Raw genomic sequence first — 21,574 nt, forward strand, 5'->3', positions numbered from 1 at the left:
CGGCCAACAGGAGGGGAAGGAATGACCATGACCAACGGACTTGACGGCGGCATCACCCGCAATGGCGAAGGCTTCGACGGCGTTACCCTCAACATTCTGGGGCAGACCTACTATCCAAAGGCCTGGTGCGAGTCGACATTCGCTTTTGAAACCAACTCCGAGCCGGGGCAGTTCGTTCCTGTCCACGTTCATCCCACCCAGGACGAATTCATTCTGGTGCAGGAAGGCGAACTCGACCTCAAATTGGACGGCGAGTGGGTCAAGGCACGCGCAGGCGACCTTGTGCGCATGCCTATGGGAGTACCCCACGGGTATTTCAACAAATCAGACAGTCCCTGTCGTGCCCTCTTCTGGGTGTCACCAGCCGGAAAACTCAAGGAACTGTTCGACGAACTGCACGAAATGACGGACGTGGAAGCAGTTGTGCGGGTCTCCGCGGAACACGATGTCGACTTCCTGCCGCCGGAAGCCAACGAGTAGCCCGGAAGGCAAATAACTGATTTTTTCGAAAGCGTTAGGGCAACTTGACTGTAGCATACAGACGTCGGAATGCTCTGCGGTCCGTTTAACAAAAGGGGAAGATGTCGATCATGGCCGGTACTCTCTCGCCCTCCGCGCATGTGGACACATTTGCACGCGACAATCTTCCGCCGGCAGAGCAATGGCCGGACTTCCTGCTTGATGGCTTCGACTATGCGGATCAGCTCAATGTGGCCGTTGAACTGACGGACAAAATGGTTGAACGGGGATTTGGCGACCACACGGCGCTGATCGGCAACGGCAGGCGCCGGACCTACAAGGAGCTTGCTGACTGGACCAACCGCCTGGCCCATGCACTCACCGAGGATTTGGGCGTCAAGCCCGGCAACAGGGTTCTGATCCGCTCCGCAAACAATCCGGCCATGGTCGCCTGTTGGCTGGCGGCGACAAAAGCCGGCGCTGTCGTCGTCAACACAATGCCGATGCTGCGCGCCGGTGAACTCACAAAGATCGTCGACAAGGCGGAAGTGGAATTCGCTTTGTGCGACACCCGCCTGATGGACGAACTGGTCGCATGCGCCAAGACGTCGACCTTTCTTAAGAAAGTCATCGGCTTTGACGGCACGTCCAACCACGATGCCGAACTTGATCGCCTCGCGCTCGAAAAATCCGTGCTTTACGATGCAGTTGCGACCGGGCGTGATGATGTCGCGCTTCTTGGTTTCACGTCCGGGTCGACCGGAACGCCCAAGGCGACCATGCACTTCCACCGGGATATTCTGATTATCGCCGATGGGTATGCAAAAGAAGTTCTGGGCGTCACGCCCGACGACGTCTTTGTCGGATCCCCGCCGCTTGCGTTCACCTTCGGCCTGGGCGGTCTTGCGGTCTTTCCGCTCAGGTTCGGTGCTGCCGCGACACTGCTTGAAAGCGCAACGCCGCCCAACATGATCGAAATCATCCAGAAATATAAGGCAACTGTCTGTTTCACCGCACCGACCGCTTATCGCGTCATGCTTCAGGCGATGGAAGAAGGTGCAGACCTGTCATCGCTCCGCGCAGCGGTCTCTGCAGGTGAAACATTGCCGGCCCCGGTCTACGACGCCTGGATGGAAAAGACGGGCAAGCCCATGCTGGATGGCATCGGCGCAACAGAAATGCTGCACATTTTCGTTTCCAATCGCTTTGACGATCATAAACCTGCCTGCACTGGCAAACCGGTCACCGGCTACGAAGTCAGGGTCTTGGGCGCTGACGGCAAAGAGGTTGAACCGGGAGAAGTCGGCCGTCTGGCGGTGCGCGGACCGACCGGGTGCCGGTATCTCGCCGATGACCGGCAGCGCGGCTATGTGGTCGGCGGCTGGAACATCACCGGCGACAGTTTTTCCATGAGCGAGGACGGTCACCTGCATTTCGCCGCCCGCAACGACGACATGATCATTTCGTCCGGCTACAACATCGCCGGACCCGAGGTCGAGGCTGCGCTCCTTGCCCATGCCTGCGTTCAGGAATGCGCAGTCATCGGGGTTCCGGACACGGAAAGAGGCGCCATCGTCGAAGCCCACGTCGTCCTGGCCGCGGATGCGAGCGCCGACGACGCAATGCGCAAGCAACTGCAGGATCACGTGAAATCGACTATTGCGCCTTACAAATATCCGCGCTCTATCATCTTCACGGACACCCTTCCGAAAACGGAGACCGGAAAGATCCAGCGATTCCGATTGCGGCAGGACCAGTAACTTTCAGAATTCACTCGCGAAGGGGCACGCGAGCGATGTCACAACCAAGAAGCCCCAACCGGCAGACAGTTGAAGAAGCCGGAAAATCAATAAACGGGAACAGACTTTTTTGATCAACAGGAGCAAGCAATGAAGTTTTTGACAATGGCGGCAGCGGCCGCATTGGCGATGAGCCTGTCAAGCGTACAGGCTGAACCGGTCAAGGTCGGCATGATCACCACACTGTCCGGGGGCGGCGCCGGGCTTGGAATTGACGTCCGTGACGGTTTCCTGCTGGCCGTGAAACAGGCCGGCAATGAAGACCTTGAAGTCATCGTGGAAGACGACCAGCGCAAGCCGGACATCGCCGTCCAGCTCGCCGACAAGATGGTCCAATCGGAAAAGGTTGACGTCTTGACCGGTATCATCTGGTCGAACCTCGCCATGGCAGTCGTGCCGTCCGTGACCGCACAGGGCAAATTCTATCTTTCGCCAAACGCAGGACCGTCGGCGCTCGCCGGCAAGGGCTGCCATCCGAACTATTTCAACGTGGCATGGCAGAACGACAACCTGCATGAGGCTGCTGGCGCGTACGCCAAGGATACAGGCTACAAGAACAGCTTCATTCTCGCGCCCAATTATCCGGCGGGAAAAGATGCGCTGACCGGCTACAAGCGCTTCTACGATGGTGATCTTGCCGGTGAACTCTACACCAAGCTTGGCCAGACGGACTACGCAGCCGAGCTGGCCCAGATCCGCGCTTCGGGCGCGGACAGCGTCTTCTTCTTCCTGCCCGGCGGTATGGGGATTTCCTTCCTGAAGCAGTATGCGGACAGCGGCATCGACCTTCCGGTTGTCGGTCCGGCGTTCTCGTTCGACCAGGGCATCCTGCAGGCCGTTGGCGACGCTGCGCTTGGCGTGAAGAACACCAGCCAGTGGAACAAGGACATCGACAACCCGACCAACAAGGCCTTTGTCGAAGCGTTTCAGGCCGAGTATGGCCGCCTGCCGTCGCTCTATGCCTCTCAAGGGTTCGACACGGCGAACCTTCTGCTTTCTGCAATGGCAAAAGCTGATGTAAAGGACGCCGACGCCTTCCGCGCGGCGTTGAAGGAAGCCGACTTCGACTCCACGCGCGGCAACTTCAAGTTCGGGTCCAACCATCACCCGGTCCAGGACATCTATGTCCGCGAGGTCATCAAGGAAGGCGACGTCTTCACCAACAAGATCCTCGCGGCCGCACTGACGGATCATGCTGACGCCTATGCCGGCGATTGCAGCATGTAAGCACTCTCCAACGGTGCCGTTCCGGCTTTAAGCCGGGACGGCATGGGGCTGAATCTTCATGTCATTTCTGTTGCTCATAGAGCAGGTTCTGAACGGCCTGCAATTCGGCATCATGCTCTTTTTGATGGCGGCCGGCCTGACGCTGATCTTTGGCGTCATGGGGCTCATCAACCTGGCGCATGGCTCGCTCTACATGATCGGCGCCTTCTGCGCGGCCGCAGTTGCCGCAGCAACCGGATCGTTTCTGCTGGGCCTCGTTGCCGCTCTCGCAGGCGCCGCCGCCGCCGGTGCGCTGGTGGAGCTCGTGGTCATTCGAAGACTGTACGACAAGGACCACCTTGACCAGGTGCTCGCGACTTTCGCCCTGATCCTGATTTTCTCCGAAGGCACCAGATGGATCTTCGGATCGTTCCCCCTGTTCCTCGATGTGCCGGATTTCCTCTCCGGACCCATAACGCTGCCGGGCGGCATCGAGTATCCGCTCTACCGGCTGACGCTGATCGTCATCGGTCTTCTCGTGGCCCTAGGTCTCTACATGCTGATTTCCCGGACACGGCTCGGTATCCAGATCAGGGCCGGTGAAAACGACCGGGAAATGATTGCTGCGCTCGGCATCGATATCGCCAAGCTCTACACCATCGTCTTCGCGCTCGGTGCGGCACTGGCGGGTCTTGCCGGAGCGCTGGTCGGCGCCATTCAGTCTGTGCAGGTCGGCATGGGCGAACCGGTACTCATTCTGGCCTTCGTTGTCATCGTCATCGGCGGCATCGGCTCGATCAAGGGCGCGCTTGTGGGTGCCATCCTAGTTGGGCTGACAGACACGCTCGGCGGAATCTTCCTCCCCGAGGCGCTGAAACTCTTTCTCGATCCCTCGACGGCGACGTCCGTCGGCTCCTCGCTTGCCTCCATGGCAATCTATATTCTCATGGCAGCGGTCCTGATCCTGCGCCCTGCAGGCCTGTTCGGAGCGCGCGCATGATCCGGGAAACCTATCTGAACGCCCTGACACTTGGGCTCTTCGTTCTCGTTCCGGCTTGGGCGCTGTTCGCGGACGAGCCCTTCACCATAACGCTGATGACCCGCGCCGTAATTTTTGCGATCGCCGCGATCGGTCTTAACATCGCCCTCGGCATTGGCGGCCTTGTCAGTCTCGGTCATGCCGTCTTCTTTGGTATCGGTGGCTACGCGATGGGTATTCTCGCTTACCACGCGCAGACTTATACACCCCTGGCGGAATGGCCGTTCCTGATCGACGGCACCAAGTCAATGCCGCTTATCTGGCTTGTTGCTGTCGTCGTATCGGCACTCGCGGCGTTCGTGATCGGGTCCCTCTCCCTCAGGACCACCGGCGTCTACTTCATCATGATCACGCTGGCCTTCGGCCAGATGTTCTTCTTCTTCACCATTTCCTGGGCCGAATATGGCGGCGAAGACGGATTGTCGATTTACGTGCGCAACGGTTTCCCAGGCCTGAACACGCTTGCGCCGATCCAGTTCTATGGCCTTTGCTTCGTCATTCTGTGCCTCGTCCTGCTCTTCACCTGGAGACTGTCGAAATCTCCCTTCGGGCTCGCCCTCAACGCCGCGCGGCAAGCGCCTGTCCGCGTCGAGACGGTCGGCCTTGATCCGACCCGGCTCAAACTCGTCGCCTTTGTGATTTCCGGTGCCATCACGGGACTGGCCGGAGCTTTGTTCGCCGATCTCAACCGCTTCGTCAGCCCGACCATGTTCAGCTGGCAAACCAGCGGTGAAATCATGATCTTCCTGATCCTGGGCGGTGTCGGTCGTCTCTACGGGCCGGTCGTCGGAGCCCTCGCCTTTGTCGCGCTCGAACACTGGCTCGGCGGCCTCAGCGACTACTGGCATATTTATCTCGGCATCCTGCTTCTGCTCATTGTGCTCTTCGGCCGGGGCGGCCTGATAGGCCTTGCATCCGGAAAGGCGGCCGTTCATGACTGATCCGGTTCTCGAAACGCGCGATATCTGCAAAAGCTTCGGTGCCTTGCGCGCCAGCAGGAACATCTCGCTTGATTTGAAAGCTGGCGAAATCCACGCCATCATCGGTCCGAACGGAGCTGGCAAGACAACATTGATCGGCCAGATCTGCGGAACGCTCAGGCCGGATTCAGGTTCTGTCCGTCTTCTGGGTCAGGACGTGACGGGTTTTGCCACCAGGGACCGTGCTCAACGTGGCCTCGGCCGCACGTTTCAGATCTCTTCGCTCGCCATGGAAGACACCGTTCTTCAGAACGCCGTGCTCGGCGCGCTTGGTGCAACGGCAAATCCCTGGCGGTTCTGGAAAGACGTTCTGAAAGACACGGATCTGCGGACGAAGGCCGAAGAAGCGCTCCACCGTGTCGGGCTGCAGGATCACGCACTGTCGCGAACTGCAGAGCTCAGCCACGGCCAGCGCCGGCAGCTTGAAGTGGCCGTTGCGCTCACAAAAGAACCCAAGGCCTTTGTCATGGACGAACCGATGGCCGGCATGGGATCGGAAGGGTCCAAACGCCTGACGGAGTTCCTCGACAAACTGCGCGAGCAGGCACCGATCCTGTTGGTTGAACACGATATGGACGCCGTTTTTGCGCTCGCGGACAGGATCAGCGTTCTTGTATATGGCGAAGTGATTGCCACCGGAACCGTCGATGAAATTCGCTCCGATGCCGCCGTGCGCGAAGCTTACCTCGGAGAAGATGCATGACGCTTCTAACGGCCTCGAACATCACCGCCTCCTATGGCGCCAGCCAGGCCCTCTTCGGTGTCGATCTGTCCATCGGTGCGGGCGAAGTTCTCGCTCTCATGGGGCGCAATGGCATGGGCAAGAGCACGACGGTCAAATGCATCTGCCGCATGCTGCAATCGGGTGGCACACTGACCTTTGACGGCAGTGATTTGAGCAAACTTCCGAGCCATCGCGCTGCAAGACTTGGACTGGGCCTCGTCCCGGAAGGCCGCCGCTGCTTCGGCAATCTGACGGTTCATGAAAACCTGATCGCAGCTGCCCGTTCGGGGGACTGGACCTTCGAGCGCGTCGTCGACATGTTCCCAAGGCTCGGGGAGCGGCGCAATCAGAACGCATCATCGCTATCGGGCGGGGAGCAGCAGATGCTCGCCATCGGACGTGCACTGATGACCAACCCGAAACTGCTCATTCTGGACGAGGCGACCGAGGGCCTTGCCCCGATCATTCGCCAGGAGATCTGGGCCGTCATCCGCTCGCTCAAGGCCGAGACCGGCCTCGCGATCCTCGTGATCGACAAGTCGATCAAGGAACTGAGAGACATCTGCGACACCGCGACCATTCTCGAGCGAGGCAGAACGGTCTGGACGGGAAAGATCGCAGATCTCACCGACGACATCACAACAACATATATCGGCGTTTGAAACATCCAAGGAAAGTCTGAAGCCATGCCATCGAAACACATTCAACCCGAGGGGTGGGCACCAGCAAAGGGATATGCGAACGGAATGCTGACAAAAGGTCAGACCCTGCATGTCGGCGGACAGATAGGCTGGACCAAGGATCAGGTTTTCGAGACACACGACTTTGTCGGCCAGATGGAGCAGACGCTGACCAATATCGCGGATATCGTGCGGGAGGCCGGCGGCGAGGTCACCGACATTGTCCGCCTTACATGGTTCATCACCGACAAGCGCGAATACCTCGCCCGTCAGAAGGAAGTTGGACAGGCTTACCGGCGGGTCTTTGGCCGGCACTTTCCGGCCATGTCCGTTGTCGTTGTTGCGGGATTGATCGAGGACGAGGCCCTGATCGAAATCGAGGCAACCGCGCAGCTAGATTGAAAGCTGGCTTCTCAGCTAGACCAGCGTAATCGTCTTCAGAATATCCGAAACGCTTTGACGCATCGCCGGCATGGTTGATTTCAAGATGGAAAGTCTGTCGAACACTTGCGGGTTGTCTTCAAGCGTCTGCCGCAGGGACGCTCCAAAAGTCTGACGCAACTCGGTGCCCAGATTGAATTTACACACTCTGGTCTCCTGCGCGAGACGCTTGCGCACGGCAGGTGGAATACCGCTGCCTCCATGCAGAACGAGAGGCTTGGAGGTAACGCGCTCGATCGCCGACAGTGCCTCGAAGTCGATACCGTCCGTCTTTTCCGTCTGCAAATGGACGTTTCCAACGGAAATCGCGATCGCATCCGCCCCGCTTTCCTTGTCGAAACGCTCTGCTTCTCCCGGATCGGTGAAGGCAGAGGCGGCACCCTCGGCGTAGCCGACATACCCGACCTCTCCTTCGACAGAGACATTGGCGGCATGGGCCACTTCGGCGAGCCCCGCGGTCAGGTCAATATTTTCGGACACCGGCAGTTTGGAGCCGTCAAACATGACCGACGTAAAGCCGTGATCGATCCCGGTGCGGCACTCATCGACCGTGTAGCCGTGATCGAGATGGCAGACCACCGGCACCCTTGCCTGATCCGCCAGATGACGCATCATCTTGCCGATCACCGGAACCGGGGTGTGGGCCCGGCATCCGGGCCCCGCCTGAAGAATGACCGGACACCCGGCTTCTTCGGCAGCCTCCACAAACGCGACGGCGTCTTCCCATCCGAGCACCACAAGCCCGGCCAGCGCATAGTTTCCGCTGAGCGCAGGTTCGAGGACCTCAGCGAGCGTCGCAGCGGTCATTTGAACTTCGCGATCATGTCCTTGATGCCGGGAATGGTCTCGATCTGCCAGGCGTGATCAGGTTGGAAGAACTGCACCAGCGAACGCTGCGACAGACCGCCGAGAATTGTGAAATAATACATCTCGTAGCCCGGCGCGACGACGCAGGGGTGGTATCCTTTGTCGAGCACGATCGTCGAACCGTCGACAATGTGGTAGGCATCGCCCACCTCCCCGTCCTCGCGCTGAACGAGCTGCATACCGAAGCCCTTTTTCGGGCGGAAGCGGAAATTATAGGTCTCGTCGTGCCGGCTCTCTTCCGGGATCCGATCCGTGTCGTGTTTGTGGGGCGGAAAGCCCGACCATCCACCCTGCCCGACCGTGAAGAGCTCGGAGACAAGCAGGCGACCGACCTTGTCGTGATACTTGGTTCCGAGGATATGCTTGATCTTGCGGTGCGTCTTGGTGTCGTCCGACCCGTACTGGACAAGATCGATATCGGCCGTCCGCACGTCAAAGGGCTCCAGCACCTTGTCGTATTTTGCACCGGCGATGAAGACTTCAGCTGTGTCGCTCACGCAGACGAGCTGCGCTTTTGCACCGCTGGGAACATAGACCCCTTCCGGCTCGCCGTCCCAGACATCTTCGCCCCGGTTGCCAAGAGCCGAGAAGGCAACGCCTTCAACGTCGACATCGACGGTTCCGGTTGCTGGAACAATAGCGGTTTCATAACCCGGCACCGCGTATTCAAACGCCTGGCCACGGGTCAGCTTGACGATATTGAAGTAGTTCAGCGGAACCCTGCTGTCCTCGACATCGATGATCGCCTTGTTCGCATTGTCATAGGGAGGAAAATGCATCTTGTGTGTCTCCTCAGGACTGGGGGGCTGAGTGATTGGAAAGAAAAGCGTCGAGCTCAGATGGCGTCGGCATTGCGGGCGCGCACCCGAACTTCGAAACCACCATCGCGGCAGCGGCCGAGCCTCTTAGGACGGCCTCTTTTAACGAGAATTCCGCGGCGATTGACGCCATGAGCGACGCCATGAACGCATCGCCCGCGCCCATGGGCTTTATGGCCTCGACCTTGAAAATGCCGGTCTCGAACGGTTCGTCACCCGAGAATACGACCGAGCCGCGTTCGCCGAGTTTGTAGATTATTGTTTTCTCGGAAGTCCCAAGCGAAGCGGCCAGGTTTCGCCCGTCTTCGTGCGCACCATTGGCAACGACCGCGAACTCGTCATCATTGCCGACGACAAAATCGGAACTTTCGATGGCCGCCCGGTAAACCTCGGCTGCTTCATGTGCGCTCGGCCAGGAATAGGGTCTGTAGTCAAGGTCGATCACAACAAGGGCACCAACGCGGCGCGCGTGTTCCATCGCCCTAAATGTTGCTTCCCTTGAAGGGTTGGCCGCCAGGGCGGTTCCCGTCACGATCAAGGCTTCAAAATCAACATAGGGAACGGCGAGCACCTGTTCTTCGCTCATCAGGAGATCAGACGCGTTGTTCCGGTAAAGCGTGTTCTGGGTGTTCTCGATCCGGGTTTCCGTAACCGCGAGCGATGTCCGCGATTCCCCGCTGAGCACCCGAACATGGTCTGTTGCGACGCCATATGCCTTGAGCTGATTCAGCACGAAACGGCCAACGGAGTCATCGGAGACACAGGTCAAAAGACTGACCGAAAGGCCGTGCCGCGCAAGTCCGGCCGCGATATTGCCGGACGATCCGCCGAGGGCGGTGGTGAACCTTGTGGCATGTTCCGCCTCGGCTCCGGGAGGATCTGCATAAAAATCCATCCCGGCTCGGCCGAGCACCAGAAATTTCGACTTTGGGGTCAGGTAGGCAGGCAAAGTCAGACGCCTTTTCTCTGCGGAGCGCGACCGGCTTCCCAGTCTTCATGCGCTTTGCGCACGCGCTCGCTGTTCGAAACCTCCGGCGTTCCAACTTCCCACCAGGTGTGCCCTTCCTGCGTCCAGCCCTCGAACGCATCCACTTTCATCGAGATGACATAGGTTCGCTCGGACTGTTTTGCCCGCTGGAAAGCCTCTTTCAACTCTTCAATGGAATGAATCGTTTCGGCATTCGCTCCCATTGACCGGGCATGTGCCTCGAAGTCGACGGAAAAAGGTTCGACGGCTAATTTACAGTCGGAAATCAGGTTGTTGTACGACTCGTTCCCCGTATTGTTCTGCAACTTGTTGATGACCGCAAACCCGCCGTTATCACAAACGACGACGATCATCTTCGCTCCGGATAGCACCGAGGAATAGATGTCTGAATTGAGAAGCATGTAGGACCCGTCACCGACAAAAATGATGGTTTCCTTGTCCGGATGTTTTTCCATATGACCGAGACGCGCGCCCCATCCGCCGGAAATTTCATAGCCCATGCAGGAAAAGCCGAACTCAACGTCAACGCTGCCGATCGATTTCGTGCGCCAGTTCGCGGTGACTTCTGCCGGCAATCCACCTGCCGCTGCGACCACACGGTCTTCCGCGTCGCAGACCTCGTTGATCGCGCCGATCACCTGGGCATAGGACATTGGCCGATTACTGCCGTCCTCGCCCGTCGGCGAGGTGTTTTCGTCGAGATAGGCCGACCAGTCCGCCCGCTCTTTCGCGGCGCGCTCCAGCCAACCGCCTGCTGCTCTGAATGAGCCCAACGCCTCTGAAAGAACCGGCAGCGTCAGCTTGGCATCACCGACAACCGGGGTAGACATGTGCTTTGCCGCATCGTGGCGTCCGACATTTACCGTGACGATCTGCGCATCAGCAGCGAAAGCCGTCCAGGAACCTGTCGTAAAGTCCTGCAGCCGCGTTCCAACAGCCAGAATGACATCGGCCTCTTGTGCAAGGTTGTTGGCCGAGTTTGATCCCGTCACCCCAAGCGGCCCGCAATTCAGCTCATCGGAGAAAACGAGATTGGCCCGTCCTGCGATGGTCTCGACCACCGGGATCCGGTGCGTGTGCGCAAAGTCGCGCATTTCCGCTGTTGCCAGCGAATACTGGATCCCGCCCCCGGCGATGATCAGCGGGCGTTCCGCTGTCTTGAGAATTTGCGCCGCCTGCTCCAGTTCCCGAACGTCCGGCATCTGCCGCCTGAGATAGTGCGTTTTCGGTTCGAAGAATTTTTCAGGATAGTCATAGGCCCAGCCCTGCACATCCTGCGGCAGTCCGAGGAAAACCGGCCCGCAATCGGCCGGGTCGATCAGCGTGTTGATGGTTGCGGGAAGTGACTGAAGCAATTGCGCCGGATGCGTGATGCGATCCCAGTACCGCGTTACGCTCTTGAAGGCATCGTTGACCGAAAGGCTCGGATTGCCCGGATGCTCGACCTGCTGCAGGACCGGGTCTGGCAGGCGCGTCACGAAAGCATCCCCGGCAAGCATCAAAAGCGGCAATCGGTTGGTGTGCGCAATCCCGGCTGACGTCAACAGGTTGGTCGTGCCCGGCCCCGCCGAAGAGGTTGCAAACATGAAGCGTTGGCGCAGTTGCTGCTTGGCATAGCCGACAGCGGCCATTGCCATCGACTGTTCGTTCTGGCCGCGCCAAAGCGGCAGCTCATCCTTGTGTTCAAAGAGGGCTTCTCCCAGGCAGGTCACGTTTCCGTGCCCGAAAATACCGAACCCGCCAGCGCAGAACCGCACGCGTTGACCGTCGATTTCAACAAATTGCGCAGCCAGATAGCGCACAAGCGCCTGCGCCATTGTCAGGCGTACCGTCTTCTGGACCATAGGCCTCAACACCTCCCGGAATGGAATTTTCTTGTGCGGTCCCAGGGACCCTTGACTGTGAAAGCTAATGGGTGTTTAGCTGTTTTGCAAGCGGTTGCAAAAATGGATCAAAAATAGATGGAAACGCGCGTGATTGGCATCGGCATAATCGGTGGCGGCTATATGGGGAAAGCCCATGCTGTTGCTATGCATTCCGTCGGGGCGGTGTTCGACACCACGTTGCGTCCGGTTCTGGAAATGGTTTGCACCACGACTGCAGAAGGTGCAGCCCGAAAGGCGAGCGAGCTTGGGTTCAAACGCTCGACAGCTGATTGGCGAGAGCTGGTCCACGATCCCAAAGTCGAAGCGATCGTGATCGCGTCGCCGCAAAGCACCCACCTTGAAATCGCGACCGCGGCATTCGAATTGGGAAAGCCGGTCTTCTGCGAAAAGCCGCTCGGACAGGATCTGAGACAAAGCCGGGACATGACGGCAGCCGCGAACGTCTCCGGCTGCATCAACATGGTCGGCTTCAACTATATCCGCACACCCGCCTCGCAGCTCGCGCGCGAAATCATCGAAGCAGGCGAAATCGGTGAGATCACCTATCTGCGCGGCGAACATACCGAGGATTTTTTTGCAGATCCCAACCTCCCCGGAACCTGGCGCGCACAGGGCCGCTCCAACGGCAACATGGGAGATCTGGCGCCCCATATCATCAATGGAACACAGGCCCTGGCCGGTCCGATTGAGCGCGTACTTGCGGAAATCGACACTGTGGTGAAAGAACGCCCCTCCGACAACGGTATGGTTCCGGTTACCAATGACGATCAGGCGCAACTCATGTGCCGGTTCACCTCCGGTGCTCTGGGCGCGCTCTATATCAGCCGCACGGCGTGGGGCCGTAAGATGGGCTATGCCTACGAGATCTTTGGAACCAACGGAGCGATCCGTTTCGACCAGGAAGATCAGAACGCTCTCTGGCTTTACGAAGGGGGCCAGAACCCGTCACGGGAAGGTTTCCGGAAAATTCTGACCGGGCCGCATCATCCCGACTATGTGAATTTCTGCCTTGGCGCGGGTCACGGCACCGGATATCAGGACCAGATCATCATCGAGGCCAAGGATTTCCTGACGGCAATCGAGACAGGACAGAACATCTGGCCCTCCTTCGAGGACGGCCTTTATGTAAACCAGGTCATCGAGGCGGCCTGGCAATCGCACGAATCCAAGAGCTGGATCAATCTCGACGAGGTCTAGGCGAAAGCGCTCCCTGCCCGTCATTTTTGGATGAATCAAATGACAATCAAGATCGGAAATGCACCCTGTTCCTGGGGTGTTGAATTCGCGGATGATCCGCGTAATCCCTCCTGGCAATCGGTCCTCGATCAATGCCGGGACGCCGGCTATCGCGGCATTGAGCTCGGCCCCGTCGGCTTCATGCCCGAAGACCCTTCAGAGCTGGGTGACGCGCTCGCCGAGCGGGATCTGGAACTGATCGGCGGCGTTGTGTTCCGCCCCTTCCACGACCCGGCAAAATGGGACGATGTCAAAGATGGTTCGGTGCGTACCTGTGAAGCACTGAAAGCGCACGGTGCCAGGCACCTCGTTCTGATCGATTCCATCTCACCGCGCCGCGCGCCGACTGCCGGCCGCCCAGGCGAGGCAGAGCAGATGTCGGCGTCCGAATGGTCCGCATACCGGGACAAAATCCAGGACATCGCCAAGATGGGGACGGAAGAATACGGCCTGATAACTGCAATCCATCCGCATGCCGGCGGCTTCATGGATTTTGAGGACGAGGTCGAACGCCTGCTTGAGGAAATCGACGACAGCCTCCTTAAGATCTGCCTGGACACAGGTCACAGCCACTATGCGGATTTCGACCCGGTCGCTTTCATGGATCGTCACATGGACCGGATTTCCTATATGCATTTCAAGGATATAGATCCGGAGGTACGCAGCCGGACCGTCGCGAACCGCGCCGATTTCTACGACGCGTGCGGCGATGGTATTTTCTGCAATCTCGGCAAGGGATCTGTCGACTTTCCCGCCGTCAAAGCCAAGCTGGAAAGCTCCGGCTTCACCGGCTGGTGCACGGTGGAGCAGGACTGCGACCCTGAAAAGGCGCAGTCGCCGCTGGACGACGCCCGCGAAAACCGCACTTTTCTGCACTCTATCGGTTTTGAGGTTGCGGCATGACCAAACTTAAATGGGGCATGATCGGCGGCGGCGAAGGATCGCAAATCGGGCCGGCACATCGCATCAGCGCGTCACTGGACGGGCATTTCCATCTGACAGCCGGGGCGCTCGATATCGATCCGGCCAAGGGCAAGGATTACGCAATGCGGCTTGGCGTTGCCGAGGACCGCGCCTATGGAAACTGGCAGGAAATGTTAGAGGGAGAGCGTGCGCGCGAAGATCGGCTGGACCTTGTGACGGTCGCCACACCGAACGCCACGCACTACGAGATTTCCCGCGCCTTCCTGGAAGCAGGCTTTCATGTGCTGTGCGAAAAACCGCTGACGATGACTGCCGAAGAAGCCGAGCATATCGTTGAGCTCGCTGAAGAAACAGGCAGGATTTGTGCGGTCAATTATGGCTATAGCGGATATCCGCTCGTGCGTCAGATGCGGGCCATGGTCGCCGGTGGAGAGCTCGGAAAAGTCCGCCTGATCAAGGCAGAATTCGCGCATGGGTTCCATGCCGATGCCGAGGAAGCCGACAATCCGCGGATCCGCTGGCGGTATGACCCCGATCAGGCAGGAACGTCCGCCGTCTTTGCCGATGCAGGCATCCATGCCTTCCACATGGCCTGCTTTGTTTCGGGACAAACACCAGCTGAACTATCCGCCGATTTCGCATCCATGGTTGGAGACCGCCAGCTTGAAGATGACGCCATGATCAACATCCGGCTGTCGGACGGCGCACTTTGCAGGCTTTGGACAAGCGCCATCGCCGTCGGCCGCATGCATGGCCTGACGTTGCAGGTTTTTGGTGAAAAGGGCGGGCTTTCCTGGCAGCAGCAGCATCCCGAGCAACTGCACTGGACACCGCTCAACGGCAGGACGCAGGTTCTTGAACGCGGTGACTCGGCGCTTTCGCCTCAGGCGGTGCGCGCGTCCAGAATTCCGATCGGCCACGCGGAAGGCATGCCGGTTGCCTTTGCCAATATCTATCATGATCTGGCTGATGTTCTGAAAGCGGAACGCGACGGCATTGCCGCCGATCCGCTTGCACGGGACTTCCCAACGGCAATGGACGGTCTGTGGTCCATGCGGGCGATCGAGGCCGCAGCACGCTCTGCCAAGTCACGCGGCGCGTGGGTCGGGCTCTGATCCGGCTCACTATGGCTTTTGCGTGTTAATCCACCGGATCTAAATGACGGGCCGCAACGAACCGCGTTCTATGACAGAACAGGGAAAGAGACGAATTTCCGGGCTTCGGCCCGGATTTTCCACCATGCCGACAACCAGTTCCACGGAACTCATTATGATGTCGCGTATAGGCTGGCGGATTGTCGTCAGTGCATAAGCATCCCAGCTTGCCATCCCGATATCGTTGAAGCCAAGAAAACCGATATCTTCCGGGATTGATTTTCCGGCATCGCGTGCTGCGTCCATCGCGCCCATGCAGATCAGGTCGTCGCCGCAGAAAACCGCCTCGACAGCGTCATCTTCCAGCACATCACGCATCGCATCACGCCCGGCCTGGTAAGTATAATTCTCCGCAAAACACACCTTCGCGACACGTAGTCCCAATTCCTTTGCAGCTCGCCGGAAACCGGAGGACCGGTCCTGCGTAGACGTTGCCGTTTCGGGACCGCCGAGCAAAGCGACGGTCTTGTAGGAGCGGTCCGAGAACGTTCGCGCTGCCATGGCACCACAGAATTCATTGTCGATCCCGACGACATGCACATTGGCGTTAGCCTGGAATTTTCCGAATGTATGGATCACCGGAATACCGGCAGTCTGAAAAGCGGTCGCAAAACTCGTGGGCAGCGTGGACGTAGCAACAATGACGCCGTCGACGCTGTATTGACGCAGCAGCTCAACGATTTTCTTCGGTGACGTTTCGCCCGAAAGATTGACGAGGAGCGGACGCAGTTCGCGCTTCTGCAGTTCACTTGTGAACAGGTCGAAGACATCCAGAAAGGCCGGGTTCTGGAAATTGTTGGCAACAAGTCCGATCAGCTTGGTCCGGTTTGTCGCAAGGCTCCTGGCAATCAGAGACGGTCTGTATCCGAGTGCCTTTGCCGCCTTTTCGACTTTCTCCCGGGTTCGCGTGGAGACACTGGCACCGTCCGTAAAGGTCCGCGAAACCGCCGAGCGGGAAACGCCTGCCAATTCCGCAACTTCCTTCAGTGTAACCGCCAAATCCCTTGCCTGCCTGTTTCAGTCTTCCGTTTCAATGAAACTACACAAAAGCTTCACCCCGTCAATTTTTTTGCAACCGGTTGCAAAATTAATGAGAGTGTGGTTCTTTGACGTAAGGCACTTTTTCTTTTTGAAGGAAACGCAAGGACGTGCCTGGAAATTGGGAGGAACGAATGAAGAAGACGTTGTTTGCGATGGCGGCTGCTGCCATTGCGTTTACGGGTTTGTCTGGGCCTGCATTGGCTGATGGAGAGCGTTTTGTTCTTGTGAGCCATGCGCCGGACAGCGACAGCTGGTGGAACACGATCAAGAACGGTCTGGCGCTTGCCGGTGAGCAGGTGGGTGCCGAGGTTGAGTACCGCAATCCTCCGACAGGCGACATTGCGGACATGGCGCGCATCATCGAGCAGACGGCAGCCTCCAATCCGGACGGGATCATCACGACGCTGGCCGATCCGGACGTTCTGTCCGGTCCGATCCAGAACGCGGTTGCCAAGGGCATTCCGGTGATCATCATCAATTCCGGCACGCCCGAGCAGGCCGCTGACGTTGGTGCTCTGATGTATATCGGCCAGCCCGAATACGATGCCGGTCTTGCGGCCGGTCAGCGCGCCAAGCGCGATGGTGTCGGCTCGTTCCTGTGTGTGAACCACGTTGTCTCCAACCCGGTTGTCGGTGAGCGCTGCCGCGGCTTTGCCGATGGTCTGGGTGTCGAGCTGGGCGACAGCATGATCGACAGCGGCCAGGATCCGGCCGAGATCAAGAACAAGGTCAAGGCGTATCTGTCCGCCAATCCGGATGTGGAAGCCATTCTGACGCTTGGCCCGACTTCGGCGGACCCGACCATTGGTGCGCTTCAGGAGATCGGCAAGGCCGGCGACATTTACTTCGGCACGTTTGACCTGGGCACGGAGATCGTCAAGGGCATCAAGGACGGCACCATCCAGTGGGGCATTGACCAGCAGCCTTTCCTGCAGGCCTATCTGCCTGTGATCGTTCTGGCCAACTACCAGCGTTTTGGCGTTCTTCCGGGCAACAACATCAACTCCGGTCCCGGCTTCATCACCAAGGACGCCCTGTCCAAGGTTGAAGAACACGCCGGCGAGTATCGCTGAGAGCGTCTTGCGGCCGCCCCCGGGCGGCCCCTGGAGAGGCGCATGGCCGCCTCTCCCTTTAGGCCCCTTCCAGGGTCACGAGACCACCTGAGCGGACCTGACCGTCCGGCTGATCTCACCAGGAACACCAGAGCGTTTGAGCGGCAGGGCCGCACAGGAGCGGCCGGCCCGACCGGCACGCAGGAGGAGACCTATGGCTGAGTCCCAAGAGACCGCCGCACCCGAGGCATCTGAGCCAGAGACACCTGAGCCCGGGGCACCTGAGAAGGACGAACGCGTCCGCGAGATGTCCGCCATGCGCAAGGCCCTGATCCGCCCCGAACTGGGCGCGATCTGCGGCACCATCCTCGTTTTCATCTTCTTTATCTCCATTGCCAGCGGCAGCGGCATGTTTGCCGCCGAGGGCATCGTCAACTGGGGCACGGTATCGGCCCAGTTCGCCATCATCGCCGTCGGCGCCTGCCTGTTGATGATCGCCGGCGAGTTCGACCTGTCGGTCGGCTCCATGATCGGCTTTTCCGGCATCATCATCGCCCTCATGAGCGTGCAATGGGGCTTTCCCACCTGGTTTGCCATTCTGGTCGCCTTCGCCATGGCGCTCGCCATCGGCGCCCTCAACGGCTACCTGGTGGTCAAGACCGGCCTGCCCTCCTTCATCGTCACCCTGGCCTTCCTCTATATCCTGCGCGGCCTGACGATCTTCATTGCCATCGCCACCACCCGCAAGACCATCATCGGCGGCGTCAAGGATGCGGCCGAGGGCGATCCGATCGCCTGGCTCTTCGGCGGCAAGGTCTTCAACTGGCTGTTTGTCTGGCTTGCCGATCTTGGCGTTGTCGGCACTTTCGTCGCCGGGCCCAAGGCCGGCCAGCCGGTGGTCGAGGGCATTCCCATGCTGATGATCTGGGCCGTCATCCTGATCGTCTTCGGCCATTTCCTTCTGACCCGCACCAAGTTCGGCAACTGGATCTTCGCCTCCGGCGGCGATGCCCAGGCGGCCCGCTATGTCGGCGTGCCGGTGAACCGGGTCAAGATCTCCATGTTCATGTTCACCGCCTTCTGCGCCACCATCTTCGCCACCTGCCAGGTGATGGAGTTCGGTTCAGCGGCCGCCGACCGCGGTCTCCTGAAGGAGTTCGAGGCGATCATCTCCGTGGTCATCGGCGGGGCGTTGCTGACCGGCGGCTACGGCTCGGTCATCGGTGCCGCCCTGGGCGCGCTTATCTTCGGCGTGGTCCAGCAGGGCCTGTTCTTTGCCGGTGTGGAAAGCTCGCTCTTCCGCGTGTTCCTCGGGGTGATCCTGCTGCTGGCCGTGATCCTCAACACCTATATCCGCCGCATGATCACGGGGGAGCGTTAAGATGTCTGATGCCCTCATAGAACTCGTCGATATCGAGAAGCATTTCGGTCCGGTGATCGCGCTGAACGGGGTTTCGGTCTCCGTCAGGGCGGGCGAGTGCCACTGCCTTCTGGGCGACAACGGCGCGGGCAAGTCCACCTTCATCAAGACCATGTCCGGCGTGCACAAGCCGACCAGGGGCAAGATCCTGATCGAAGGCAGGGAGACCAACTTCGAGAGCCCGCGCGATGCCATGACCGCCGGCATTGCCACGGTCTACCAGGACCTGGCCATGATCCCGCTGATGTCGGTCACCCGGAACTTCTGGATGGGGCGTGAGCCGGAAAAGCGCTTCGGCCCGTTCAAGTTCTTCGACTTTGCCACCGCCAACGAGGTCACCATGAGCGAGATGGCCAGGATGGGCATTCACTTGCGCTCGCCCGACCAGGCCGTCGGCACCCTGTCGGGCGGCGAGCGCCAGACCGTCGCCATCTCAAGGGCGGTCTACTTCGGCGCCAAGGTTCTCATTCTCGACGAGCCCACTTCCGCCCTCGGGGTCCGCCAGACCTCGAATGTGCTGGCCACCATCGACAAGGTCCGCAAGAAGGGCATCGGCGTCGTCTTCATCACCCACAACGTCCGCCACGCCATGGCCGTCGGAGACCGCTTCACCGTCCTCAACCGCGGCAAGACACTTGGAACAGCCGAACGCGGACACATCAAGGCCGAAGAACTCCAGGAACTCATGGCTGGAGGACAGGAACTCGCGCAACTCGAAGGATCCCTCGGAGGAACGGTGTAGCCATCACCGGGCCGCGATCAGTCATCAAGCGCGGCCTGCTTCCGTTTAAGAACAAGTCACCATCAGGCGACTTTGCGGCACTCTGCCAAAGGCACTGTCAGGACAAATTCAGTGCCTTGCCCCTTTCGTGAGCGGCAGGAAAGCTCCATGCCGTTCTCGCGGGCGAGTTCATAACAAACGGACAGGCCAAGACCGTGCCCCTCGGATGTTTTCCCCTTCTTGTAGGCTTGCGCAAATTCTGCGATCTCATTTTCATCCATGCCTTTGCCGGTGTCATAAACGCACAGGTTCAACTGGCCGTCCTGTGATCTGACACCGAACACCACCTTCCCGGCCTCGGTGTATTTCACCGCATTTGAAACGAGATTGCTCACGATCCGCATGATGATAAGCGGCGGCACCGAGACGCGTTTGCGTGACGCGACGCGCCGAAGCTCGATGCCTTTCGAAACCGCCTCCTCCCTGAACATTTCATGGACAGTGTCGAGAACCAGCGCGATTTCATAAATCTCTGTTTCAGTGTCCTGATCTCCGTCAACCTGGAGGTCATCCGCCTCTGCGCTCACATTCTGATCGTCCGTCTGAGCATGGTCCGTTTCATCAGGTGTCGTTTGCCGGAGATAGTCGTTCGAAAGCGCCTCGATATAGTCGAAGGCTTCTTTCAGCCGCGACCGCACTTCCGGCTCCAGATCCGTCGCCAGACTGTCGACATTCATGCGTAGCGACATGATCGGCTGCTTGAGATCGTGAGATGCGGTGGCCAGTTGCCTCTGCCGCAAGCTCGCCAGCTCGCGGGCCCGGGTGTAGTTACGTTCGGCGACGAGCAGTTCCTGGCTGCGCCTTGCCTCTGCTTCCAGAGCGGACAATTCTGCCTGTACGGCTTTTGAATGCTGTCGGCGGAGGTTGATGATATGCGCCGTCAGGCCCGTCATCGTCGCGATCAGCAAGACAGAAAAGACACCCTTGACTGCCGTCGATACCGGGATGATCTCTGCCCGGCTTCCAGCGACGAGAAGTGCGACAAGACCGGCACCGAGCAGAATGCCGATGACGGCGATCAGCATGCCCGTCAGGTGTATCTCACCGTGTTTGCGGCGCCAGATACCGCTTGCGACAAACATGGCAACAAACATCAGAACAAGAAGCACGTAGCTGAAAAGGGCCGCATAGGGTCCTGGCGAGATGAGCGAGATCACAAAACCGGCCAGCGACAGGAGGCTGAGGAGAGACAGACCAACGGACAGTCTTGTTTCGCCGCTTTCATCCCTGACCGATCGCCCGGCGATCAGAAATCCGGTCCCGGAAAGCGCATAGAGCAGGAAAAAGCCGACGGCGGATTGGATGTCAGGCGTTTCAGGATAGAAGAAGCGGAACCACAGACCATCAATATAGGCGATCAGGGCAAGCCCGACAGTAAACTGCACGGCGTAAAGCATGCCGATCCAGTTCTTCATCGCCAGATGAAATCCGAAAAAGAACACGAGACTGGAAATGCAGAAGGCGTAGAAAGCCGTGTGCGTGATCCCGGAAACAAAGGCCGAGGCTTCCAGTTCGGAGGGTGTTTCAAGTCCCATGCGAAAGGACTGAAAGGGTCCGAACTTGAAATTCACCAGAAGGGTCACCTTCTCCCGGGGCGCGATTTCAAAAACCGGGGTTCTAAGGCGCGTCACAGAGTGGTCGTCGGGAATGAACGGCTCGAAGATCGAATAGTCGATCAAAGCCTCCGTAAATCCACTTTCGCGAATCAGATAGGCATCCACTTCGCTGACGAGCGGAAGGTCGACCACCAGGATCAACGGGTCGGCACCGCGTCCGTCATCGATTGTGTCATTGAAAATCTCGACCGCCGCCCATGCTTCCGGTGCGTAGTTCCACTCCAGCATCGTTGTTTCAAGATCCGGACTGAACTCGCCCGCGCGATAAAGCCTCAAAATATCGCCGAGAGACTTCGACGGATCGCTGAAAAATGTCAGTTGGCCTCTTAGATCCGCAACGCCTTTTCCGGGCTCAAGACGGACGGTTTCCGCACGGCTGAGGCTGAGCGCGAGGAGCCAGAAAAGCAGAGACAAAACAAGGCGAAGCGAACTGGTCATTTCCCGAAAGGCATGTCAGGTTATT

21 protein-coding genes are annotated in these 21,574 nt (G+C 58.9%); 15 read left to right on the forward strand and 6 right to left on the reverse strand.

The genetic code is table 11. From position 1 onward, the window contains the following. The first annotated feature begins 27 nt into the window (after positions 1-27). The 8 genes from ABVF61_RS08940 to ABVF61_RS08975 all read left to right on the forward strand — a co-directional run bounded on the left by ABVF61_RS08940 (position 28) and on the right by ABVF61_RS08975 (position 7,289). Positions 28-480, forward strand: a complete 453-nt coding sequence (locus ABVF61_RS08940; RefSeq protein WP_353993690.1) for a cupin domain-containing protein — start codon at positions 28-30, stop codon at positions 478-480. Between the two features lie 110 nt (positions 481-590). Continuing rightward, the gene (locus ABVF61_RS08945) at positions 591-2,219 is read left to right on the forward strand and encodes an AMP-binding protein (RefSeq protein ID WP_353993167.1); all 1,629 of its coding nucleotides are present in this window, start codon (positions 591-593) and stop codon (positions 2,217-2,219) included. A 129-nt stretch (positions 2,220-2,348) separates the two neighbouring features. Further along, complete coding sequence (locus tag ABVF61_RS08950) at positions 2,349-3,485, forward strand: ABC transporter substrate-binding protein (protein WP_353993168.1); 1,137 nt, start codon at positions 2,349-2,351, stop codon at positions 3,483-3,485. A gap of 58 nt (positions 3,486-3,543) precedes the next feature. After that, positions 3,544-4,464: a branched-chain amino acid ABC transporter permease gene (locus ABVF61_RS08955; RefSeq protein ID WP_353993169.1), complete on the forward strand. Its 921-nt coding sequence runs from the start codon at positions 3,544-3,546 to the stop codon at positions 4,462-4,464. Beyond that, positions 4,461-5,444, forward strand: a complete 984-nt coding sequence (locus tag ABVF61_RS08960; RefSeq protein WP_353993170.1) for a branched-chain amino acid ABC transporter permease — start codon at positions 4,461-4,463, stop codon at positions 5,442-5,444. Before ABVF61_RS08955 ends, ABVF61_RS08960 begins: the two co-directional genes overlap by 4 nt. Then, entirely contained in the window at positions 5,437-6,186 is a 750-nt protein-coding gene (locus ABVF61_RS08965; protein ID WP_353993171.1) for an ABC transporter ATP-binding protein, read from the forward strand. Before ABVF61_RS08960 ends, ABVF61_RS08965 begins: the two co-directional genes overlap by 8 nt. Then, complete coding sequence (locus ABVF61_RS08970; protein ID WP_353993172.1) at positions 6,183-6,869, forward strand: ABC transporter ATP-binding protein; 687 nt, start codon at positions 6,183-6,185, stop codon at positions 6,867-6,869. The genes ABVF61_RS08965 and ABVF61_RS08970 overlap by 4 nt, the downstream gene beginning before the upstream one ends. 24 nt (positions 6,870-6,893) lie before the next feature. Next, entirely contained in the window at positions 6,894-7,289 is a 396-nt protein-coding gene (locus tag ABVF61_RS08975) for a RidA family protein (protein WP_353993173.1), read from the forward strand. A gap of 15 nt (positions 7,290-7,304) precedes the next feature. On the opposite strand, the gene ABVF61_RS08980 is transcribed toward ABVF61_RS08975, so the two are convergent. The 4 genes from ABVF61_RS08980 to iolD are packed head-to-tail and all read right to left on the reverse strand — an operon-like array spanning position 7,305 to position 11,845. Then, positions 7,305-8,135 (reverse strand): class II fructose-bisphosphate aldolase, encoded by an 831-nt coding sequence (locus ABVF61_RS08980; RefSeq protein ID WP_353993174.1) that lies wholly within the window; start codon positions 8,133-8,135, stop codon positions 7,305-7,307. Continuing rightward, positions 8,132-8,974 (reverse strand): 5-deoxy-glucuronate isomerase, encoded by an 843-nt coding sequence (locus tag ABVF61_RS08985; RefSeq protein ID WP_353993175.1) that lies wholly within the window; start codon positions 8,972-8,974, stop codon positions 8,132-8,134. Before ABVF61_RS08985 ends, ABVF61_RS08980 begins: the two co-directional genes overlap by 4 nt. A 13-nt stretch (positions 8,975-8,987) precedes the next feature. Beyond that, positions 8,988-9,926: a 5-dehydro-2-deoxygluconokinase gene (iolC, locus tag ABVF61_RS08990; protein WP_353993691.1), complete on the reverse strand. Its 939-nt coding sequence runs from the start codon at positions 9,924-9,926 to the stop codon at positions 8,988-8,990. Positions 9,927-9,964: 38 nt separating this feature from the next. Continuing rightward, positions 9,965-11,845, reverse strand: coding sequence for a 3D-(3,5/4)-trihydroxycyclohexane-1,2-dione acylhydrolase (decyclizing) (gene iolD, locus ABVF61_RS08995; RefSeq protein WP_353993176.1), 1,881 nt, complete (start codon positions 11,843-11,845; stop codon positions 9,965-9,967). Between the two features lie 117 nt (positions 11,846-11,962). Between iolD and ABVF61_RS09000 the strand changes: the two genes are divergently transcribed. Genes ABVF61_RS09000 through ABVF61_RS09010 form a run of 3 tightly spaced genes read left to right on the forward strand, consistent with a single transcriptional unit; the run spans position 11,963 to position 15,162 of the window. Continuing rightward, positions 11,963-13,084, forward strand: coding sequence for a Gfo/Idh/MocA family protein (locus ABVF61_RS09000; RefSeq protein ID WP_353993177.1), 1,122 nt, complete (start codon positions 11,963-11,965; stop codon positions 13,082-13,084). A gap of 39 nt (positions 13,085-13,123) precedes the next feature. Further along, on the forward strand, positions 13,124-14,026 hold the full coding sequence (locus ABVF61_RS09005; protein WP_353993178.1) for a TIM barrel protein: 903 nt from the start codon (positions 13,124-13,126) through the stop codon (positions 14,024-14,026). Beyond that, entirely contained in the window at positions 14,023-15,162 is a 1,140-nt protein-coding gene (locus ABVF61_RS09010) for a Gfo/Idh/MocA family protein (RefSeq protein ID WP_353993179.1), read from the forward strand. Before ABVF61_RS09005 ends, ABVF61_RS09010 begins: the two co-directional genes overlap by 4 nt. Positions 15,163-15,201: 39 nt before the next feature. Here ABVF61_RS09010 and ABVF61_RS09015 read toward each other — a convergent pair whose 3' ends face one another. Further along, positions 15,202-16,200 carry a LacI family DNA-binding transcriptional regulator gene (locus ABVF61_RS09015; protein ID WP_353993180.1) on the reverse strand — a complete coding sequence of 333 codons (999 nt, stop codon included), beginning with the start codon at positions 16,198-16,200 and terminating at the stop codon, positions 15,202-15,204. Between the two features lie 173 nt (positions 16,201-16,373). Between ABVF61_RS09015 and ABVF61_RS09020 the strand changes: the two genes are divergently transcribed. The 4 genes from ABVF61_RS09020 (at position 16,374) to ABVF61_RS09035 (ending at position 19,456) form a co-directional block, all read left to right on the forward strand. After that, on the forward strand, positions 16,374-17,315 hold the full coding sequence (locus ABVF61_RS09020; protein ID WP_353993181.1) for a sugar ABC transporter substrate-binding protein: 942 nt from the start codon (positions 16,374-16,376) through the stop codon (positions 17,313-17,315). A 42-nt stretch (positions 17,316-17,357) separates the two neighbouring features. Next, on the forward strand, positions 17,358-17,516 hold the full coding sequence (locus tag ABVF61_RS09025) for a hypothetical protein (RefSeq protein ID WP_353993182.1): 159 nt from the start codon (positions 17,358-17,360) through the stop codon (positions 17,514-17,516). 85 nt (positions 17,517-17,601) lie between these two features. Then, positions 17,602-18,675: an ABC transporter permease gene (locus ABVF61_RS09030; RefSeq protein WP_353993692.1), complete on the forward strand. Its 1,074-nt coding sequence runs from the start codon at positions 17,602-17,604 to the stop codon at positions 18,673-18,675. Position 18,676: 1 nt separating this feature from the next. Further along, positions 18,677-19,456 (forward strand): ATP-binding cassette domain-containing protein, encoded by a 780-nt coding sequence (locus ABVF61_RS09035; RefSeq protein WP_353993183.1) that lies wholly within the window; start codon positions 18,677-18,679, stop codon positions 19,454-19,456. A 62-nt stretch (positions 19,457-19,518) separates the two neighbouring features. Here ABVF61_RS09035 and ABVF61_RS09040 read toward each other — a convergent pair whose 3' ends face one another. Continuing rightward, a complete protein-coding gene (locus tag ABVF61_RS09040; protein ID WP_353993184.1) occupies positions 19,519-21,549 on the reverse strand; it encodes a sensor histidine kinase in 2,031 nt (676 codons plus the stop codon). Positions 21,550-21,574 lie beyond the last annotated feature (25 nt).

Origin of the sequence: Roseibium sp. HPY-6 (genome assembly GCF_040530035.1) — a bacterium.
GTDB lineage: Bacteria > Pseudomonadota > Alphaproteobacteria > Rhizobiales > Stappiaceae > Roseibium.

Excerpts from the sequence above, each read along its gene's own strand:
- ABVF61_RS08940 (WP_353993690.1), top strand. The coding sequence starts at position 28 with ATGACCAACGGACTTGACGGCGGCATCACCCGCAATGGCGAAGGCTTC.
- ABVF61_RS08945 (WP_353993167.1), top strand. The coding sequence starts at position 591 with ATGGCCGGTACTCTCTCGCCCTCCGCGCATGTGGACACATTTGCACGC.
- ABVF61_RS08950 (WP_353993168.1), top strand. The coding sequence starts at position 2,349 with ATGAAGTTTTTGACAATGGCGGCAGCGGCCGCATTGGCGATGAGCCTG.
- ABVF61_RS08955 (WP_353993169.1), top strand. The coding sequence starts at position 3,544 with ATGTCATTTCTGTTGCTCATAGAGCAGGTTCTGAACGGCCTGCAATTC.
- ABVF61_RS08960 (WP_353993170.1), top strand. The coding sequence starts at position 4,461 with ATGATCCGGGAAACCTATCTGAACGCCCTGACACTTGGGCTCTTCGTT.
- ABVF61_RS08965 (WP_353993171.1), top strand. The coding sequence starts at position 5,437 with ATGACTGATCCGGTTCTCGAAACGCGCGATATCTGCAAAAGCTTCGGT.
- ABVF61_RS08970 (WP_353993172.1), top strand. The coding sequence starts at position 6,183 with ATGACGCTTCTAACGGCCTCGAACATCACCGCCTCCTATGGCGCCAGC.
- ABVF61_RS08975 (WP_353993173.1), top strand. The coding sequence starts at position 6,894 with ATGCCATCGAAACACATTCAACCCGAGGGGTGGGCACCAGCAAAGGGA.
- ABVF61_RS08980 (WP_353993174.1), bottom strand. The coding sequence starts at position 8,135 with ATGACCGCTGCGACGCTCGCTGAGGTCCTCGAACCTGCGCTCAGCGGA.
- ABVF61_RS08985 (WP_353993175.1), bottom strand. The coding sequence starts at position 8,974 with ATGCATTTTCCTCCCTATGACAATGCGAACAAGGCGATCATCGATGTC.
- iolD (WP_353993176.1), bottom strand. The coding sequence starts at position 11,845 with ATGGTCCAGAAGACGGTACGCCTGACAATGGCGCAGGCGCTTGTGCGC.
- ABVF61_RS09000 (WP_353993177.1), top strand. The coding sequence starts at position 11,963 with ATGGAAACGCGCGTGATTGGCATCGGCATAATCGGTGGCGGCTATATG.
- ABVF61_RS09005 (WP_353993178.1), top strand. The coding sequence starts at position 13,124 with ATGACAATCAAGATCGGAAATGCACCCTGTTCCTGGGGTGTTGAATTC.
- ABVF61_RS09010 (WP_353993179.1), top strand. The coding sequence starts at position 14,023 with ATGACCAAACTTAAATGGGGCATGATCGGCGGCGGCGAAGGATCGCAA.
- ABVF61_RS09020 (WP_353993181.1), top strand. The coding sequence starts at position 16,374 with ATGAAGAAGACGTTGTTTGCGATGGCGGCTGCTGCCATTGCGTTTACG.
- ABVF61_RS09025 (WP_353993182.1), top strand. The coding sequence starts at position 17,358 with ATGGCCGCCTCTCCCTTTAGGCCCCTTCCAGGGTCACGAGACCACCTG.
- ABVF61_RS09030 (WP_353993692.1), top strand. The coding sequence starts at position 17,602 with ATGTCCGCCATGCGCAAGGCCCTGATCCGCCCCGAACTGGGCGCGATC.
- ABVF61_RS09035 (WP_353993183.1), top strand. The coding sequence starts at position 18,677 with ATGTCTGATGCCCTCATAGAACTCGTCGATATCGAGAAGCATTTCGGT.
- ABVF61_RS09040 (WP_353993184.1), bottom strand. The coding sequence starts at position 21,549 with ATGACCAGTTCGCTTCGCCTTGTTTTGTCTCTGCTTTTCTGGCTCCTC.